This window comes from Desulfonatronum parangueonense (assembly GCF_054656975.1).
Genome location: NZ_BAAHXH010000003.1, coordinates 3,428,436 through 3,447,306 on the forward strand (window position 1 = coordinate 3,428,436; position 18,871 = coordinate 3,447,306).

Annotated in this window: 14 protein-coding genes and 1 tRNA gene; 12 read left to right on the forward strand and 3 right to left on the reverse strand. The window is 58.7% G+C overall.

Features of this window, described 5'->3' with window-relative positions; all coding sequences use genetic code 11:
* Positions 1-164: 164 nt before the first annotated feature.
* The 3 genes from ACYQ15_RS15430 to hypF all read left to right on the forward strand — a co-directional run bounded on the left by ACYQ15_RS15430 (position 165) and on the right by hypF (position 5,239).
* Complete coding sequence (locus ACYQ15_RS15430; RefSeq protein WP_459938392.1) at positions 165-2,192, forward strand: methyl-accepting chemotaxis protein; 2,028 nt, start codon at positions 165-167, stop codon at positions 2,190-2,192.
* A gap of 125 nt (positions 2,193-2,317) precedes the next feature.
* Positions 2,318-2,800, forward strand: a complete 483-nt coding sequence (locus ACYQ15_RS15435) for a chemotaxis protein CheW (protein WP_459938393.1) — start codon at positions 2,318-2,320, stop codon at positions 2,798-2,800.
* A 123-nt stretch (positions 2,801-2,923) separates the two neighbouring features.
* A complete protein-coding gene (gene hypF / locus ACYQ15_RS15440; protein WP_459938394.1) occupies positions 2,924-5,239 on the forward strand; it encodes a carbamoyltransferase HypF in 2,316 nt (771 codons plus the stop codon).
* Positions 5,240-5,266: 27 nt separating this feature from the next.
* Here hypF and ACYQ15_RS15445 read toward each other — a convergent pair whose 3' ends face one another.
* On the reverse strand, positions 5,267-5,581 hold the full coding sequence (locus ACYQ15_RS15445) for a hypothetical protein (RefSeq protein ID WP_459938395.1): 315 nt from the start codon (positions 5,579-5,581) through the stop codon (positions 5,267-5,269).
* 115 nt (positions 5,582-5,696) lie between these two features.
* On the opposite strand from ACYQ15_RS15445, the gene ACYQ15_RS15450 reads away from it, so the two are divergent.
* From ACYQ15_RS15450 to ACYQ15_RS15465, 4 genes are all read left to right on the forward strand, one after another.
* The gene (locus ACYQ15_RS15450; protein ID WP_459938396.1) at positions 5,697-9,257 is read left to right on the forward strand and encodes an FAD-binding and (Fe-S)-binding domain-containing protein; all 3,561 of its coding nucleotides are present in this window, start codon (positions 5,697-5,699) and stop codon (positions 9,255-9,257) included.
* 104 nt (positions 9,258-9,361) lie between these two features.
* Positions 9,362-10,768, forward strand: a complete 1,407-nt coding sequence (locus ACYQ15_RS15455) for an NAD(P)-dependent malic enzyme (RefSeq protein ID WP_459938397.1) — start codon at positions 9,362-9,364, stop codon at positions 10,766-10,768.
* A gap of 19 nt (positions 10,769-10,787) precedes the next feature.
* A complete protein-coding gene (gene ruvX, locus ACYQ15_RS15460) occupies positions 10,788-11,252 on the forward strand; it encodes a Holliday junction resolvase RuvX (protein WP_459938398.1) in 465 nt (154 codons plus the stop codon).
* Positions 11,253-11,588: 336 nt separating this feature from the next.
* Positions 11,589-11,679, forward strand: a tRNA-Ser gene (locus ACYQ15_RS15465).
* A gap of 125 nt (positions 11,680-11,804) precedes the next feature.
* Here the strand turns inward: ACYQ15_RS15465 and ACYQ15_RS15470 are convergent.
* Positions 11,805-13,457: an AMP-binding protein gene (locus ACYQ15_RS15470; RefSeq protein ID WP_459938399.1), complete on the reverse strand. Its 1,653-nt coding sequence runs from the start codon at positions 13,455-13,457 to the stop codon at positions 11,805-11,807.
* 74 nt (positions 13,458-13,531) lie between these two features.
* Entirely contained in the window at positions 13,532-14,101 is a 570-nt protein-coding gene (locus ACYQ15_RS15475; protein ID WP_459938400.1) for a helix-turn-helix domain-containing protein, read from the reverse strand.
* Positions 14,102-14,263: 162 nt separating this feature from the next.
* On the opposite strand from ACYQ15_RS15475, the gene cbiE reads away from it, so the two are divergent.
* The 5 genes from cbiE to ACYQ15_RS15500 all read left to right on the forward strand — a co-directional run bounded on the left by cbiE (position 14,264) and on the right by ACYQ15_RS15500 (position 18,768).
* Positions 14,264-15,535 (forward strand): precorrin-6y C5,15-methyltransferase (decarboxylating) subunit CbiE, encoded by a 1,272-nt coding sequence (gene cbiE / locus ACYQ15_RS15480; RefSeq protein WP_459939602.1) that lies wholly within the window; start codon positions 14,264-14,266, stop codon positions 15,533-15,535.
* Entirely contained in the window at positions 15,532-16,320 is a 789-nt protein-coding gene (cobM, locus tag ACYQ15_RS15485) for a precorrin-4 C(11)-methyltransferase (protein ID WP_459938401.1), read from the forward strand. The genes cbiE and cobM overlap by 4 nt, the downstream gene beginning before the upstream one ends.
* 45 nt (positions 16,321-16,365) lie before the next feature.
* The gene (locus tag ACYQ15_RS15490) at positions 16,366-17,328 is read left to right on the forward strand and encodes a GDP-L-fucose synthase family protein (RefSeq protein WP_459938402.1); all 963 of its coding nucleotides are present in this window, start codon (positions 16,366-16,368) and stop codon (positions 17,326-17,328) included.
* Positions 17,329-17,528: 200 nt separating this feature from the next.
* Complete coding sequence (locus tag ACYQ15_RS15495; RefSeq protein WP_459938403.1) at positions 17,529-18,143, forward strand: Slp family lipoprotein; 615 nt, start codon at positions 17,529-17,531, stop codon at positions 18,141-18,143.
* A 52-nt stretch (positions 18,144-18,195) separates the two neighbouring features.
* Positions 18,196-18,768, forward strand: a complete 573-nt coding sequence (locus ACYQ15_RS15500; RefSeq protein ID WP_459938404.1) for a Slp family lipoprotein — start codon at positions 18,196-18,198, stop codon at positions 18,766-18,768.
* Positions 18,769-18,871 lie beyond the last annotated feature (103 nt).

An 18,871-nucleotide genomic window follows, 5' to 3' on the forward strand; every position in this document is an offset into this window, starting at 1 on the left:
ATTCTTACCTGTTTGGTCGGGTATTAATGGCCAATATGCGGCATAACTTCGGTTCTTGGGAAAGAAGGATTTTTGGGCTTGACGGTTCAGCATGCAGTGGGTTTGGCATTCAAGGCTTCCGGGAAACATGCACAGCCGAAACAATCATCCAAAGGGAGCAGTCAATGAGAGTATCGATTTTCGGCAAGCTGATCGGGATTATCGTCCTGGCGGTGCTGCTGACGAGCAGCGTCTTGTTTTTCACAACCAACCATTATGTTTCCCGAGGTTTTGATGAAAAAGCTCTGGAGGAACTGAGCGGTTTCAAGGGTGCTGTGGAGGCGCAGATTGAAGATTGGGAAGTACTGCTTGGAAGCGTAGGGTTTTTGATGGCTTCCAACTTCGATGTTCAGCATGCCTTACAGGATAACAACGCCCAGTTCCTGCAACGCTTTGCCAGAGACGTCATGCAGCAAACCGGTGTCGATTTTCTCACCATATCCGATCGCAACGGAGTGGTCTTGGCCAGGGGCCATTCGCAACGAACCGGAGACAGCGTCGCCGATCAGGTCAACGTGCAGCGAGCGCTCAAAGGGGAATCCAGCGTCGGGATCGAGCACGGGACGGAAGTCAAATTTTCCATCCGCGCCGGTTTTCCAGTCAAGATGGGCGACCGGATTTTGGGGGTCGTCACGCCCGGCTTTAATCTTGGCTCCTTCGCTTTCGTGGACGACCTCAAGCGCCGTTTCGGGGTCGAGGCCACGATTTTCGAGGGAGATACCCGTCTGGCCACCACGATCATGCGCGACGGCCAGCGCGTGGTGGGCACCCGGATGGACAATCCCCGTGTTCTTTCCACGGTTCTGCAGCAGCGCCAAACCTATTTCGACAGGAACATGATCCTCGGTCAGAATTACGACACGGCCTACTGGCCGATCATCAACAGCAGGGGCGAAGTGGGCGGGATGTTCTTTATCGGCGTTCCGAGAACCGTGGTGGAGCAAGCCCAGAACAACATCCTCACGTCAATTTTGCTGGTCAGTCTGGTGGTCGGATTGATCATGATCGCCGCGGGAATCCTGTTCGCCCGCAGTCTTGCCCTGCCCATCCGCAAAGCTACCAATTTCGCCACTCATGTTGCGGAGGGAAACCTGGACGAGCAGCTTGAGATCAGGAACAAGGATGAGGTCGGTGTCCTGGCTGGGGCGTTGAATACCATGGTCGGCAATCTGAAAGTCAAAATCCGGGAGGCGGATGAAAAGGCTCGAGAGGCGGATATTGCTGCCAAGCAGGCCCGTGAAGCAACCGAGGAGGCCATGCAGGCGAAGGATCAGGCTGAAAGGGCCAAGCGTGAGGGGATGCTGCAGGCCGCCGGGCAACTTGAAGGCGTGATCGAGCAGATGACTTCGGCCTCGGAACAGCTTGCCGCCCAGGTGGAGCAGGCCAGCCGCGGTTCGGAGGAACAGCGGGCCAGAACCGGCGAAACCGCCACGGCCATGGAGGAAATGAACGCAACGGTGCTTGAGGTGGCCAAGAATGCTTCCCAGGCAGCCGAAGCCTCGGATCAGTCCCGAACCAAGGCCGAGGACGGGGCAAAGGTGGTCACCGCTTCCGTTGCGGCCATCAACAAGGTCCAGCAACAGGCCACGGAGATGAAAAACAATTTGAATCAACTCGGGCAGCAGGCCGAGCAGATCGGCCGGATCATGAACGTGATCGAGGACATTGCCGACCAAACCAATCTGCTGGCGCTGAACGCGGCCATTGAAGCGGCCCGGGCCGGAGATGCCGGTCGCGGATTTGCCGTAGTGGCCGACGAGGTGCGCAAGCTGGCGGAGAAGACCATGAATGCCACCAAGGAAGTCGGCCAGGCCATTTCGGCAATTCAACAGGGAACCCAGGTCAATATCCAGGGCATGGATCAATCCGTGCAAGCCATCGAGCAGGCCACGGATCTGGCAAACCAATCCGGCCAGGCTCTGAAGGAGATTCTCGCTTTGGCGGAGCAGGCGGCGGATCAGGTCCGCTCCATTGCCACGGCCGCGGAGGAACAGTCCGCCACCAGCGAAGAAATCAATCGCGGCGTGGAGGACATCAACAGGATTGCCTCGGAAACCAACGAAGTCATGAGCCAGTCAGCCCAGGCCGTTTCCGATCTGGCCAGGCAATCCCAGGATCTGCAGAATCTCGTGCGGCAGATGAAAGATTCCTGATCATTGTCCATCCGGCGCACATGGCCCGACATTCGTTGATGATGTTCGTCATGTGCGCCGGAGTTGCCGACATTTAGCGCAACTGATATGGACCCTGCATCATTCATCGTTTCCGGAGAAATCACATGCAAGAGCAATACACGCGACAGGACAAGGACAGCGCACTGCTTCAACTGGTCACCTTCAACATTGGCGATGAAGAGTTCGGCGTGGAAATTCTCAAGGTTCAGGAGATCATCCGGATGATGGGCATCACGCGGGTGCCCAAGGCGCCGGATTTCGTGGAGGGCGTGATCAACCTGCGGGGCAAGGTCATTCCGATCATTGATCTGCGAAAACGATTTGGCATGGCCGCCCAGGAGCACAACAAGCACACCCGGATTATCGTCATCGAAATCAACAAGGTCATTGTCGGCTTTGTCGTGGATTCCGTCTCCGAGGTTCTGCGCATTCCGGCGAGTACGGTTGAACCGCCGCCGCCCATCATTTCCGGGATCGAGTCAGAGTACATCAGCGGAGTGGGCAAGCTGGCCGATCGCCTGCTGATCCTGCTGGATCTGGACAGACTGCTGAGCAAGGGCGAGCAGAGCATGCTGGCCGGAGTCTAGCGACGTCAGTTGCCTGTGTGACAATTTTCTCTTCCTCCTCCTTAACCCCGGGGCGTCCTCGCGCCTCGGGGTTTCAACGTATTTAAAAGCCATTCAGTATTTAATGGCGCTTCTTTACTTTTCATGGGTTTGCAACGTTATCGACTACTCGTCACCGGCCAGGTTCAGGGCGTGGGGTTTCGGCCCACGGTGTTCAAGCTGGCTCTGGAGTCGGGGCTGACCGGATTCGTGCTCAATTCCTCAGAAGGGGTGGCCATCGAGATCCAGGGGACGGATTCGCTGGCTGCGACCTTCGCGGATCGTTTGCGAAATTCCCTTCCTCCTTTGGCCCGGATCACATCCCTTTCAACGAATTCCATTCCGGCTCAACCTGGGGAGGAGGGGTTCCGGATTCTGCAAAGCGTCTCCGCAACGGGTCACCAGGTACTGATCAGTCCTGACACCGCCACCTGCGCGGACTGTCGACGCGAACTCTTTGACCCGCAAAACCGGCGCTACCGTTACCCATTCATCAACTGCACCAACTGCGGCCCCCGGCTGACCATTACGCAAGGCATTCCCTACGACCGTCCGCTGACGTCCATGGCCTGTTTTCCGCAGTGTCCAGATTGCCTGCAAGAGTATGAAAATCCTCTGGATCGCCGTTTTCATGCCCAGCCCAACTGCTGCCCTGTCTGCGGCCCCCAGGTCTGGCTTTCCTCGCCCCAGGGCGACCGTCTGGCCGAGGCGCAAAGCGCCCTGGAAGGGGCTGCCCTGGCTCTGGCCGGCGGCAAGATCCTCGCCGTCAAGGGACTTGGCGGCTTTCACCTGGTCTGCGCGGCGGGAAGTGATCAGGCCGTGGCTGAACTGCGGCGGCGCAAGCAGCGCTGGGAAAAACCACTGGCCGTTATGGCGCCGGATGTGGCGACCGCACGTTGTATAGCCGGGGTGTCTCCCGCGGCGCAGGAGCAACTGGACTCTATTCAGCGCCCCATCGTGCTGCTGCCCGCGGCTCACAACGGTACCTTGTCCGAACATCTGGCTCCGGACACGAACCAGTTGGGCCTGATGCTGCCCTATACGCCGCTGCACCATGTTCTTCTGGATATGTTCCGCCGTGCCGTCGGATCGAAATGGCCGCCGGTTCTGGTAATGACATCGGGCAACCTGAGCAGTGAGCCCATTGCCCTGGGCAACCGGGAGGCCTTGCACCGCCTTGCGCCGCTTGCGGATCTCTTTCTCCTGCACAACCGGGACATCCTGATTCGTTGCGATGATTCCGTCTTGCGCGTGAACGCCGGCAGCGGGCAAACCGAGTTTTTTCGACGGGCCAGAGGATACACGCCGTCTCCAATTTTCCTGAATCAGCCTGGTCCCTGCGTGCTCGGCCTGGGACCGGAATTGAAGGCCACGATCTGCCTGACCAAGGACGACCAGGCCTTCGTCAGTCAGCATATCGGCGACCTGAAGAACCTGGAGACCTTTGCCTTTTACAGGGAAACCATCAGCCACATGCAGCACATTCTGCAGGTTCGCCCTGAAGCCCAGGTCAGCGATCTGCATCCGGACTACATGAGCACCGGGCATGGCCGGGAACTGGAAGGTCCGCTGTTTCAACTCCAGCACCATGTGGCTCATATCCATTCGGTCCTGGCCGAGAACCGGCATGATCGGCCGGCGCTGGGTCTGGCTCTGGACGGGGCAGGACTGGGTGATGATCGCACCATCTGGGGCGGCGAGGCCTTGCTGGTTGATCCATGTGGCCCCGAATATGGCCGGCTGGGACATCTCACGCCGGTGATGCAGCCCGGCGGGGAAGTTGCGGCCCGGGAGCCATGGCGCATGGCTCGCAGTTATCTGTGGGGCATCGGGATCAACGCTTCGTCGGGTCGGCCCTGGCCCTGGCTTGAAAACCATGCCCAGGCCGACGTCATGGTGGAGACCATGCTTCGCAAGCGGATCAATTCCCCGCAAACCACGAGCTGTGGCAGACTTTTTGATGCGGTGGCCGGCCTGTTGGGACTCAAGAACGTCATGGCCTATGAGGGCCAGGCCGCGATCATTCTGGAACGGATCCAGCATCCCGGCGATCTGGAACCCTATTCCTGTCCGCTGCGTGCTGACCTCGAACCGGTGCAGCTGGACACCCTGTCACTTTTTTCCCAGGTTCATGCCGACTGGGAGAAAGGCGTGCCCGCGGGAGAGATCAGTCGCCGGTTCCACCTGGGCCTGATTCAGGGATTGGTCGAGTTGGCGCTTGCCTTGGCCCAGCGAACCGGCGTGAAGGACGTGGGTCTCAGCGGCGGAGTGATGCAGAACGCCACACTGGCGTCTCTCCTTCCGGCTGCCCTGGCGAAAAAAGGACTTTCCCCTCTGGTCCATGTCCATCTGCCGCCCAATGATGCCTGCATCGCCCTGGGTCAGGCGGTTCATGGGCGGATCATGCTGCAACGGGGTTAGAATCGCTGCGGCAAGTTTAAGATCCGGTCAGCCGTTTTCAGCGGCCGTAGTTCGACCACCAACTTCGACGCCTTCATCGCAAGCTATTCGCTTGCTTTTTCGATCCTTGTTCCTATTACCTTGATGGCCGCCTGGCAAAGTCTCCGGGCAAGGATTCGTAGGACATTTCTCGGGCTTTATCTGTCCGGGCTTCATTTGCGCAATCGAAATCGAAATCGCAATCGAAATCGGAAAAAAGCTTTCCCGCCTTTGCGCGTGATCCTTATGTATAAGGCCTTCGATTTCGATTTCGATTTCGATTGCGAATATGTGGACCATCGCGTTCGGATGTGTCTTCATCATCCCGGTTTTTCATGATTAAATCGGGATTGCCTTTAAGTCCCAGACTATCACCTTGTGTTTCCCATCAGTCTTAACTAACATCCACTCCTTTTCGCAATTTTCAGGTTGGTATTTCATGACATCACGTGGACCGCATCTTTCCATTCCGCATATTCGTCTTTTGCCCCGGGTATTCAACTTAACGCAGGAACAAGTCGAGTCCTGGCCGGAAAGCGTTCGTACTCTGGCCGTGGAAATGGCCGCGGAACTTTTCCTGTTGCGTTACAATCCGTTCATTGCTCCGGACATGGTTCGGCGCAGCGTGAACGCGCAACTGTCCGCCAACGCTCCCTCACTGGACTCGGAATACGCCACGGCTCTGGAACAGGCCGTGGATCATTTCTGGCAGGATTACGAGGCTGAACAGAATTTCAAATCCGATCTGATCAAGCGCCTCCAGGAATGTCTGCCCATGGAGTGCATCAATAATAATCCCAATGCCCTGGTCGAATGTTCCACGGATGCCACGGACCTGCGCCTGGAACTGCCGCTGCTGGTGGTGGCTCCGGAAAATACCGAACAGGTTCAGTGCATCATCCGTCTGGCCAATGAAATTGGCTTCAGCATCGTGCCTCGCGGCGGCGGCTCCGGCCTGACCGGAGGGGCCATCCCGGCCGGGAAGCGCACCGTGATGCTCAGTCTGAGCCGGATGAAGAACATCATCAATGTCGACAAGCAGGAGAAAATCCTGTGCGCCCAGAGCGGCGTGATCACGTTGAACGCGATTCAGGCCGCTGCCGCTCAGGGAATGCTGTTCACCGTTGATCCGGCGTCCAAGGCAGCCTCATCCCTGGGCGGGAACATCTCCGAGAACGCCGGCGGTCCCTTTGCCTTTGAATACGGGACCACCCTGGACAACATTCTCAGCTACGTCATGGTCCTGCCCAGCGGCGACTGCATCGAGGTGCGGCGGCAAAATCACCCCCAGCACAAGATACTGCCCAACGAAGTCGCCGTATTCGAGGTGCTGGACGAAAAGGGACAGCCGCGGGAGACCATTTCCCTGCACGGAAGCGACATTCGCGGCGAGAACCTGGGCAAGGACGTTTCCAACAAGTTTCTCGGCGGCCTGCCCGGCATCCAGAAGGAGGGCGTGGACGGGATCATCACGGAAGCCTGCTTCATTCTGTATCAAAAGCCCGTGCATTCCCGCACGCTGTGTCTGGAGTTCTACGGACGGAGCATGCACCCGGCCATGCTGGTGATCAACGACCTGGTGGCCATGCGCGACACCATTCGGGAGCAGGGGGACCTGGTCAAGATGTCCGCCCTGGAAGAGTTCGGTACGAAATATGTCCAGGCCATCGAGTACCAGAAGAAATCCACCCGCTATGAAGGCGATCCGATCTCGGTGCTCCTGATCCAGATGGATTCGGACGACGAAGCCGCGCTGGACGGAGCCGTGGGGACGGTGGTGGATATTGTCGGTCCGTATGAGAACGTGGACGTCTTCGTGGCCACGGACGCCAAGCAGGCCGAAATATTCTGGGAGGACCGCCACCGCCTCAGCGCCATCACCCGCCGGACCAGCGGTTTCAAGATCAACGAGGACATCGTCATCCCGCTGAAGGTGATTCCCGAGTTTTCAGACTTTCTGGAGCATCTGAATCTGCGGTATCTGGCCAAGGCCTATCGGAAGGCCCTGCAGGAAGTCGCCAGTTTGCAGGGCGTTGCGGATCAGGATGAGTTCGTGGAAATGGAGCTGGACTATTGCGCTCGGATTCTGAAAGACGAAATCACGGCCAAGGAACTCTCGGACCAGGAGTTCGAGATCCAGACCCAGTTTTTCTTTCAGGACCTGCGCAACCGCTATCCCCGCCTGCAGCCGGAACTGGACGAGATCCTGACCCGGATGCGGAACACGCGGATCATCGTGGCCAACCACATGCACGCCGGGGACGGCAACTGCCACGTCAACATCCCCGTCAACTCCAATGACGCTCAGATGCTGCACCTGGCGGAGGAAGCAGCGGGCGAAGTCTTCAAGAAGGTCCTGGAACTCAAGGGCGCGGTGTCCGGCGAACACGGCATCGGAATCACCAAGATCGCCTTTCTGCCCGAGGAAAAGATCCAGGCCCTGAAAGTTTACAAGAACAAGGTGGACCCCAACAATATCATCAATCCCGGAAAGCTGACCCTGCGCGAGCAGCCCCAGCCTCCGTTCACCTTTTCCTTCAATCGTCTGATCCAGGATTTGAGCCGCAGCGGTTTGCCGGAACGGGAGCGGTTGATCAGACTGCTGACCAATATTCAGACCTGTTCGCGTTGCGGCAAATGCAAGCAGGTCTGCCCGATGTATCATCCGGCTCAGGGGCTGTTGTTCCATCCCCGCAACAAGAACATCAGCCTGGGAGCGATGATCGAGGCGATCTACTATAGCCAGACGCATACCGGTCAGCCCGAGCCGCGTCTGCTCAAGGAACTGGGCAGACTGATGCAGCACTGCACCGGATGCGGAAAATGCACATCCGCATGTCCGGTCAAGATCAACACCCCGGACGTGGTCCTGGAACTGCGGGGCTATTTGCAGGGCAAGGGCGCGGATGGCCATCCCTTCAAGAACCGGATCCTGGAATATCTGGCCAAGGATCCGCCCTGCCGCCTGCCGCGGGCCGCAAAGTTCATGGCCGTGGCCCAGAATATCCAGAACAAGGCCATTGGTCTTGTTCCGACCAAGTGGCGGCAGCGGGCCGAAAGCCCGTTGCTGCGCGGCAAGGGACCGCAGCTGGAATTCAAGAATCTGTCCGAAAGCTTGAACCTGTCCAAGGGCAGCATCTTTATTCCCTCCGGCAACGGAAAATCCGTCCAGAACAAGGAGGCGGTGCTCTATTTTCCGGGCTGCGGAGCCGGCCTGTTTTTCCGCTCCATCGGCCTGGCCACCATCAGCCTGCTCTTGAAGGCCGATTGTCAGGTCATTCTCCCGGAAAACCACCTGTGCTGCGGCTATCCCCTGCTGGCCGGCGGCAGCGAGAAGGCGTTCCAGGCCAACAAGGAACGAAACGTCACGGCCCTGACCCGCCTGTTGAACAAGGCCAAGGGACAGGGGTTCACCGTGTCGCACATCATCACGGCCTGCGGATCCTGCCGGGAAGGCGTGAAGGATTACCATTTGGCGACAAAAGCCGGACTGGCCCTGAAGCATCAGGATTCCCTGCAGTTTCTTTTGCAGCGTCTTGGTCACAAGCTGCCGGAATCGCTTCAGGCTCCGTCGCCGTTGCTTTATCATGCCGCCTGCCATAACGAATGGTCCGGCGTGGAGGGCGTCAAATCCGGGAAGATCTATGCCGAAGCCTTGGCCAAGCTGCTGAAAACAGACGTGCGGATCAGCCCTCACTGCTGCGGCGAAAGCGGCCTGGGCGCCATGACGTCTCCGGCCGTCTACAACAAGTTGCGGTTGCGAAAAAAGGACCAGTTGCGGTCGGACATGGAGCAGATGGATACACCGGAACCGATCCTGGTGGGATGTCCATCCTGCAGGATCGGCCTGACCAGGTGCCTGCAGGAATTGGGGCAGCAGAAAAAGGTTTTGCATACCATGGAATACATGGCTGGCCTTCTTGTCGGAAAGGACTGGGAAAAGCACGCCGCCAAGGAGATCGCTCTGTCCCGGTTTGCCCAGCGTGAAACCAGAACTTGATGAAGTTTCTTTCAGGCAGAGACTTTTCGCGGATTTTTTGAGCAGAACGAAAGGCATTCTTTCAGAGCGGCATTGAACCAGAAACCACTGAGGAGCGATCATCGATGAGCACGCATTTTTCGGCAAGTTACAGCTTTACCATGGACATCCGACTGGAAAAAACGCAGGAGAACCGCATTCGACTGCTGGAGGTCCTGGGCCGGGAGGGCGCCCGACTGATCCAGTTTTTCCGCATGGGCGACAACATGGAGACCGAAGAAATCACCCTGGAGTTCTATGCTACCTCCGTGGAGCATGGGGAAAAGGTGGTTGCCGCCCTGCAGGACCTGCCAGGCGTGCTGGAATCCTGGGCCACGGACACGACCATGGCCATCCATGACGGAGGCAAGCTGGAAATCGCTCCCACATCCTCCGTGGATAATGCCGACGAACTGGCCATGGCCTATACTCCTGGCGTGGCCAGAGTATGCCAGGAGATTCACAAGAATCCGGAGCGGGCCTTTGATTTGACCATCCGCCAGAACTGCGTGGCCGTTGTTTCCGACGGCACCGCCGTACTCGGTCTCGGCAACATCGGACCCCTGGCGGCCATGCCCGTGATGGAGGGCAAGGCCGTTCTCTTCAAGGCCTTCGGCAGGGTGGACGCGTTCCCGCTATGCGTAAAAACGAAGACGCCGGAGGAGTTGATCGACTTCGTGGAAAAAGTCGCTCCTTCCTTTGGCGGCATCAATCTGGAAGACATTGCCGCGCCGGCCTGCTTCCAGGTGGAACAGGAGTTGAAAAAGCGTCTGGACATTCCGGTGTTTCACGACGATCAGCACGGCACGGCCGTGGTCGCCTTGGCCGCGCTGCTCAACTCGTTGAAGTTGACCGGGAAGAAAATCGAGGACCTGAAGATGGTGATCAACGGTTTTGGAGCAGCGGGCGTGGCCTGCGCCAAGATTTTTGCCCAAGCCGGGATCAGGAACATCGTGCCCTGCGACCGCGCCGGCGCGATCTACCGCGGGCGCACCCAGGGCATGAATTCCGTCAAGGAAGAATGCTCCCAGCTCTTCAACCCGAATAATGAACAAGGTTCCTTGAGCGAGGTGATCCAGGGGGCGGACATTTTTATCGGCCTTTCCGGGCCCGGCACCCTGAAGCGGGAGGATGTCCTGAAGATGGCGCCCAAGTCGATCATTTTCGCCATGGCCAACCCCATTCCCGAGATCCTGCCCGAGGAAATCGCCGACCTGGACTGCCTGATCGCCACCGGACGTTCCGACTATCCGAACCAGATCAACAACGTGCTCTGCTTCCCCGGCATTTTCCGCGGGGCGCTGGACTGCCGCGCTTCGGACATCAACGAGGCCATGAAGCTCGCCGCGGCCCAGGCCATTGCGGACTGCGTGGACGATGAAGAACTGGCTCAGGGCATCATCATCCCCAGCGCATTCCATCCCGGCGTGGCCGACGCCGTGGCCGAGCGCGTCGAGCAGGCCGCACGGGACAGCGGAGTCGCCAGGATTTAAGGATTTCAAGGGAAAATGAATGCGCCTGTTGGGCATCGACTACGGCACGAAACGGGTGGGCCTGGCATTGAGCGACGGCCTGGGGCTTCTGGCCCACCCGTATGCAACCCTGGAAAAAACCACCCGGGATCGGCTTTTTTCCGATCTGCTGGCGATCATCACCAAGGAGGACGTTGGGGCAGTGGTGCTTGGCTTGCCCCAATCCCTGAGCGGAGAAGATACCGAGACGACACGCCAGGTTCGCAATTTCGCCCAGAGCCTGCAACGGCGCACCACGGTCCCGGTATATTTTCAAAACGAAGCGTTCAGTTCGCGGGAAGCTGAATCCCAATTGCGGCAATGTGGACGCCGCGGCCGAAAGCTGCGTCCGGTGCTGGACCGGCAATCCGCCGTGATTATACTCAATGACTATCTGGAGTACGCCAGAGAATCCCGAACCGACGTCTCTCAGGAGGGTCCATGGAATCAATCCTATCTCCGATAATCATCATCCTTGTAGTGTTCATTTTTGCGTACATCATGCGCCGCGGCGGCGGTTTTTCCGGCTGAGGCCCGGCCAAGGGTTGCGGTCCGCAACCTGGAGAGCAGAAAGAGAAGAAGCCGCAAGGCAAGGGGAAAAGCAAAAACGGTTAGGCGACTAACTCAGGTACTTTGAGCCTACCTTATCTGAAGGAAAATCCTTGGAGTATAATAAGCGCTTTCGCTGAGAGTTTCTGTATACCGAGAAGCTATGCTTTCTATCCCCCACATCGGTAAAATATCCCAGTGAAAATTTGCTTGCAAATTCAAAAATATTACCTTAAGTATCAGCGTTTCGCGTGGAGAGGTGTCCGAGCGGCCGAAGGAGCACGATTGGAAATCGTGTGTACGCTAACCCCGTACCGTGGGTTCAAATCCCACCCTCTCCGCCATTATCAGGCATTTAAGCCGCCCATCAGGGCGGCTTTTTTTGTGCCCTGGGACCACCGCACCACAGTGTATGGTTCACTGGGGTGGAGCGGAACCAGGGCAAGGGTGTGCGGCGAACCGCGCGGGGTCAGCGCATGGCTTCGGGGAACAGCTTGGCGGCCATTTCGCGCAGCTTGTATTTCTGGATCTTGCCGCTGGCGGTCATGGGGTAGGAATCCACGAGGGCCACGTAGCGCGGCGTCTTGTAGCGGGCGATCTTGCCGCGGCAGAAGTCGCGGACCTCTTCCGGGGTCAAGGTGACGCCGGGTTTGGGAATGATGAAGGCGCCCACCTCCTCGCCGTACTTGCGACTGGCCACGCCCACCACCTGGACGTCCGAGACGCCCTCCATGGTGTACAGGAACTCTTCGATCTCCCGCGGATAAATGTTTTCCCCGCCCCGGATGATCATGTCCTTGATGCGTCCGGTGATGGCCAGATAGCCATCCTCGTCCATCACGCCCAGGTCTCCCGAGTGCAGCCATCCGTCCGCGTCAATGGTCTGGGCCGTGGCTTCGGGCATGTTGTAGTAGCCCTTCATCACATTGTAGCCCCGGCAGCAGACTTCGCCCTGGACGCCGCTCGGCACGGGCTCATTGGTATCCGGATCCACCACGCGGACTTCAATGGCCGGCATGGCCCGGCCCACGCTGGCCACCCGGCGGTTGATATCGTCGTCCACCCTGGTCTGGGTCATCACCGGCGATGTTTCGGTCAGGCCGTAGCAGATGGTGATGTCGTTCATGTACATCTTTTCCATGACCTGGCGCATCACGCGGACCGGACAGGGCGATCCGGCCATGATTCCGGTGCGCAGGGAGCTGAAATCGAACTTGGGAAACAGGCGGTGCTCCAGCACGGCGATGAACATGGTCGGCACGCCGTAGAGGGCGGTGCAGCGCTCCTGCTCCACCGAGGCCATGACGTGCACCGGGTTGAATCCCTCCAGAATGACCAGGGTGCTGCCGTGGCTGACCGCTGCCAGCACGCCGAGCACGCATCCGAAACAGTGGAACAGGGGCACGGGCAGGCAGATCCGGTCCTTGTGGGTGAAAAGCTGGTTCTCGCCGATCCAGTAGCCGTTGTTGGCGATATTGTAGTGCGTCAGCATCACCCCTTTGGGAAAACCCGTGGTGCCGGAAGTGTACTGCATGTTCACAACGTCGTGGGGGCTCAAGGAGTCCTGCCGGGCCTGGTAATCGGATTGCGGCGTCATGTGCCCCAGGGCGAGCAGCTCCGGAATGGAGTACATGCCGCGATGCTTTTCCGGGCCCAGGAAAAGAACGCGCTTCAGGTTTGGAAAGCGCGCGCTTTTCAGGTGACCGCGGGGCATGGTGCGCAGTTCCGGGACCAGTTCATTAATGGTAGCTACGTAATCCGTATCCCGGAAACCGTCGATCAGGAAAATGTTCTCGGCCTCGGACTGTTCAAGAATGTAAGCCAGTTCATTGGTTTTGTAGTTGGTGTTCACGGTCAGCAGCACCGCGCCGATCTTGGCCGTGGCGAACTGCAGCGCCACCCAGTAGGGCACGTTGGTGGCCCAGACGGCTACCTTTTCGCCGCGACGAACGCCAAGGTGCATCAGTCCCTTGGCCAGCTGGTCGACCACCTCGCCGAATTCTTGATAGGTCAGGCGAAAGCCGCGGTCCACATAGACCACGGCGTCATTATCCGGATGGTTCCTGACGGCCTCGTCCAGGAGTTGGCCCAGAGTTATTTCTCGAAGAATGGAATCGTCCACAAGAGCTCCTTCGCATTGATCCGACTATTGACAACCGGTCGGTGGGTGAACCGACCAAACCCTTCAGCAGACCGCTACTCCGGGATATAGAGCACGGCGTAGATTTCAGCGGGGTCCGGACCTGCCGTTCCCAGGTGATGCGGCACCGCGGAATTGTAGTATACCGAGTCTCCAGCCTTCAAGCGATAGGTTTCCTGGCCGTAAAGGATCTCGATTTCACCTGAGGCCACGATGATGAATTCCTCGCCCTCGTGAAAGGACAGCTTTTTTTCCGTGGAGGACTCGGGAAGAACCTGAATGAAGAACGGTTCCATGTGTCGGTCGGTCTTGCCCTGGCCAAGGGGAAAGAAGCGCAGGGCCACGGGGCCGCCGTGATCGTGATGCATGTTCAGGCCGGCCTGGCGCTCTTCAAGACGGACAATCAGGGGGTCATGACTGACGTGATCATCCAGAAATGTCCCCAGGCGCACGCCCAGGCTCCGGGCGATTTTCAAAAGCGGCCCGAGGGACGGAGGGTTTCCCGAATCTTCCATCCTGGCAATAAAATCCGCGGCCAGGCCACTGCGTTCGGCCAGGTCTTCCAGGCTCAGCTCACGTTCTTCGCGCAATATCCGAATTCTGACACCGACGTTTTCTTTGCTCATGTTTGTTACCTTTGGTATGCATGACCGCGGCAGCGATCTGATTGAACGGACGCCGGCCGGTTACTCTTCTTCGAGAATCCGGCCGGACCAATGATGTACGTGTCGTTAAAAAAAGGTTGTCATATTCAGCATCCCGCCCTCGTGCAACCCCAAGTTCACCCGATGTGCCTCAACAATACTTATCAGGATTTACTCTCAGCTGAAAACGGCCTTGTCCATGTGATTGGACTGGGGCAGTCGGTTCGAGAGATTTCCACATCATGCATGGAGCTGATCAGCTCCGCGGAGTTGCTTGTGGCCGGGAAACGGCTGCATGAGGCATTTCCCGACTACCAGGGTCGGCGAATCAACTTGAAGGCCCCCTTGGTCCAGGTGTTGGATGAACTGGAACGGATCGTGGTCAATCATGGTCCTCGGGTCGTGGTGCTGGTTGGCGGAGATCCTTGTTTCTTCGGCATAGGTCCGCTTTTGGTGCAACGGCTGGGCCCTGAGCGGGTGCGGCTTTATCCCGGAACCACCACGCTCCAGGCCGCGGCTTCCCTGTTGGGCCTGGCATGGCAGAATATCGCCGCGGTCTCCCTGCATGGCCGAAATGGAGCAACGTTGCTTTTTGCCGCTCTGGCCCGTCATCCACATGTTGCCGTGTACACCGACGACCGCAATACACCGGCAGCCGTCGCGACAATGGTCCTGGAGCGCGACGGTGATAATTTTCGAATGTGGGTTTTTGAAGACCTGGGTACGCCTGAACAATGCTGGGGGCAATACTCTCTGGAGCAGGCCCGGGAACTTGAGTTTTCACCCTTGAATCTGGTTCTTCTGGAACGTACCGCGGAGCCGGAGTTGCGAATTTGCCTGGGCATGGATGAAGAAGCCTACATCCATCAGCAGGGGCTGATCACCAAGCGGACGGTTCGCGCCGCGGTGATCGCGGCCTTGGCGTTGCAGCCGGACAATCTGCTTTGGGATCTCGGAGCCGGATGCGGCTCCGTGGGGATTGAGGCCGGGTTGCTGCTGCCCCAAGGCGGCGTTGTGGCCGTGGAGAAGGATCCGGAAAGAGCGGCCATGATTCGGGAGAACATCCGCCTGACCTATGCCTTCTGGGTGCAGGTGGTTCAGGACCGGATGCCGGCTTGCCTGGACGGGTTGCCGGTTCCGGATCGCATCTTTATCGGCGGAGGCCTGTCCGGCGGCACGTCCATCCTGGAGGTGGCTTGTTCACGCCTGAGACCCGGTGGGCGTCTCGTGGCCGCGGCAGTTCTCCTGCACAGCCTTGATCGGATCAGAAACCATCTGGAGCACCTGGGCTGGCCTTTGGAAATACTGCAGGTCCAGGCCAGCCTTGCCGTGCCGCTGGCCGGCGGGCATCGCCTGCAGGCTCAGAATCCGGTCTTCCTTGTTCGCGGCCGCAAACCGGGAAACGAAGCACCATGAACGATCATCACCACCCCCTCATCCATTTCGTCGGCGCCGGCCCTGGCGACCCGGAACTGCTGACCGTCAAGGCTCAGCGCCTCATCCGCGAGGCGGATCTGATCATCTATGCCGGCTCGCTGGTGCCCCGGACCATGCTGTGGCAGGCCAAGCCTGGAGCAGAAATTCACGACTCCGCCGGACTGACCCTGGAACAGACCCACAACCTGATTCGGAGCGCGGTCCGTTCCGGCAGGCGCGTGGTCCGGCTGCACACCGGCGACCCCGGTCTTTACGGGGCTGTTCGCGAACAGGCCCGCTTGCTGGAGGCGGAGGGGATCAGCTACGCCGTGGTTCCGGGCGTCACCGCGGCCATGGCCGCGGCGGCCGCGGCAAAGGTTTCGTTCAGCATTCCGCAGACCTGCCAGACGCTGATTCTGACGCGAATGGGCGGGCGCACGACCGTGCCGGAACGCGAACGTTTGCGTGGTCTGGCCGTGCACCGGGCGGCCCTGGCTGTCTATCTCAGCGGCCCCAGCCACTTGGACATGGCCAATGAATTGCTGCAGGGCGGCTATCCGCCGGACACGATGGTCATTGCGGCGCATCGGGTCGGCTGGCCTGAAGAGCGGATTGAGCGCCTGACTCTGGACAAACTGGCCGCAACCGAGGCAAAGAACCACTGGAAGCGGCAGACGGTTTTTCTTGTTCTGCCGGGACAGGAGCAATCCGTATCCTCGCGTCTTTATGCACCGGAATTTGAACACGGGTTTCGCGATGCCGTCGATCCTGCTACGGGAGAGTGACCCATTTTTTGTCTTGCACCGTCACCCGGATCTGGAACAACTACCATGAACAAAAATGCACCCATCTACGTTGCCGGCCACCGTGGGCTGGTGGGATCGGCCCTGGTACGGGCCCTGGAAGGCGAGGGTTACTCCCGGATTCTCAAGCGGACCAGTGCTGAGCTGGATCTGACGGATCAGGCTGCGGTGCGGGAATTCTTCCAGCGCGAACGTCCGGAATACGTCTTTCTGGCCGCGGCCAAAGTTGGCGGCATTATGGCCAACAATACCTATCCGGCCCAGTTCATCCACATCAATCTGGCCATCCAGACCAACGTGATCCACGCGGCCTGGCAACACGGCGTGCAACGCCTGCTGTTTCTGGGATCATCGTGCATCTATCCACGGGAATGCCCCCAGCCCATGAAGGAGGAGTATCTGCTCACCGGACCGCTGGAGCCCACCAACAGGCCCTATGCCGTTGCCAAGATCGCGGGCATTGAGATGTGCTGGGCCTACAACCGGGAATACGGCACCCGCTATTTGGCGGTGATGCCCACGAATCTGTACGGACCCAACGACAATTACGATCTGACCGGCAGCCACGTGATTCCGGCCATGATCCGCAAGTTTCACGAAGCCAAGGCTGCCGGCTCCGGGCAGGTAGTGCTCTGGGGCACCGGCAGCCCCCGGCGCGAATTCCTGCACGTTGACGACCTGGCTCGGGGCTGCATGCACCTGATGCGCCTGGAGGAGTCAGGCGAGGACGCCTTGCTGGATCCGGCAAATGTGCCGTTAATCAATGTAGGCTCCGGCATTGACCAGACCATCCGTGAACTGGCGGAGCTGGTGCGTGAGGTCGTGGGCTACACAGGCGAGATTGTCTGGGATACCGACAAACCTGACGGCACGCCGCGCAAACTGCTGGACGTGGCCAAGATGAATGCCATGGGCTGGCAGCCGAGTCTCAGCCTGCGCGAAGGTCTGGTCATGACATACCAGGACTTTCTCGCTCGCCCGGTCAACTGAACCGGCATCCCGGTTCTACCGACGCCCAGTCCACGTTCCCTTTCCGATTGACTTCCCCCTCCTGAGAAATACTTAATTCAGAACTGCAATCGAGGCGGCGCCAGCACGGCCGCCTCGCATCCCATTCCTGGTTTTTTCATTCCTGCGCGACAAGCGCTTGGCATCAGCCGTTGATCCCGATCGGTTCCAAGCAGCCTGCCATGCTCTCCGAACGATCAAGCCGGGACAATTCGAAAGCCCGTCATGTGCAACTTTCAACCTTGCGACTGTTTTCCGTGATGGCGGCATTTCTGGAGGTAGCAGCCATGAAGCCTGCTTCATCTTTCATTGCCCTGCTCCTGATCTCTTCTCTCCTCATGCTTTCCGGTTGCGCCCCCACCTTCACCAGGGAAGGACTACGCGCCGTGGATGCGGATATCAACATTCAGCAACTGCGAGCAAATCCGCAGATGCATGTGGGACGCACCGTCCTGTTGGGAGGTGCCATCATTGCCGTGGAGAACTTCGCCGACCATACGGAACTTGTGGTTTTGCACCATGAACTCGGCTTCACAAACAGGCCCAACCATCGCCGCCCCTCCGGTGAACGATTTCTGGCGCGAATGCCGCAATTTCTCGATCCGGCGATTTACTCTCCCGGGAGATGGATCACCGTGCTGGGGGCCGTGATCGGCGGAGAACAACGTCCCCTGCAACAGACCTCCTATCTTTACCCGGTTATTTCCGGCGAGGAACTGCATCTATGGCCTCTGGACCAGAATGTTCCAGGCAGGAGCCGGCTCCATTTCGGCCTGGGAATCGGCATTGGCCTATAACTGTGGACTGCAAAGACACTTTCATCCTCAGGGAAGGATGAGGAGGTGAGTCATGCGGATAGTGGTTGTGCTGTCGATATTGGCTTTCGCTTTTTTGGGAGGGTGTACGCATGCCGTTTCCCCCGCCTTGCTGAACATGGCGGACCGGAATCTGACGTTTGCTGAACTGCGACAACACCCGCAAGCTCATCAAGGGAAAGTTGTCGTTCTCGGCGGCGTCATCGTCCAGGTTCTGCACTCCGACGAGGGCTCCTTGCTGGAAGTCTACCAGACCAGGACCAATCACCTGGGCGAGCCTGTGGATTTGGACATTTCGGGCGGTCGCTTCATGGTCTATCACCCCACGGTGCTGGAGCCGGAAATCTATCGCAAAGGGCGCAGGGTGACCGTGGCAGGGCGAGTTATCGGCCAAATGGTCGGTGATATGGGTAATCTGGAATACCGGTATCCCTATATCGAGGCCCTGGAAATCCAACTCTGGTCAGAGAGACCGCAGCCTCGCCATGATCCATATTATGATCCGTTCTACGGTCCTTTCTGGGACCCCTGGTACGGAAGGCATCGCGGACATCCCGCTTTTTTCCCCTACCGGCGGCACCCGTTTTATTCGCCCTGGTGGTGGTGAGCGCATCCCATTCATCCCTGGGAGCACCGCACCTAAGTGCGGCAAGTTTTGGTATTTCGCGCTCGCTGGAATTACGGTCTTAGCGTTGGGCGCAGGACGTAAA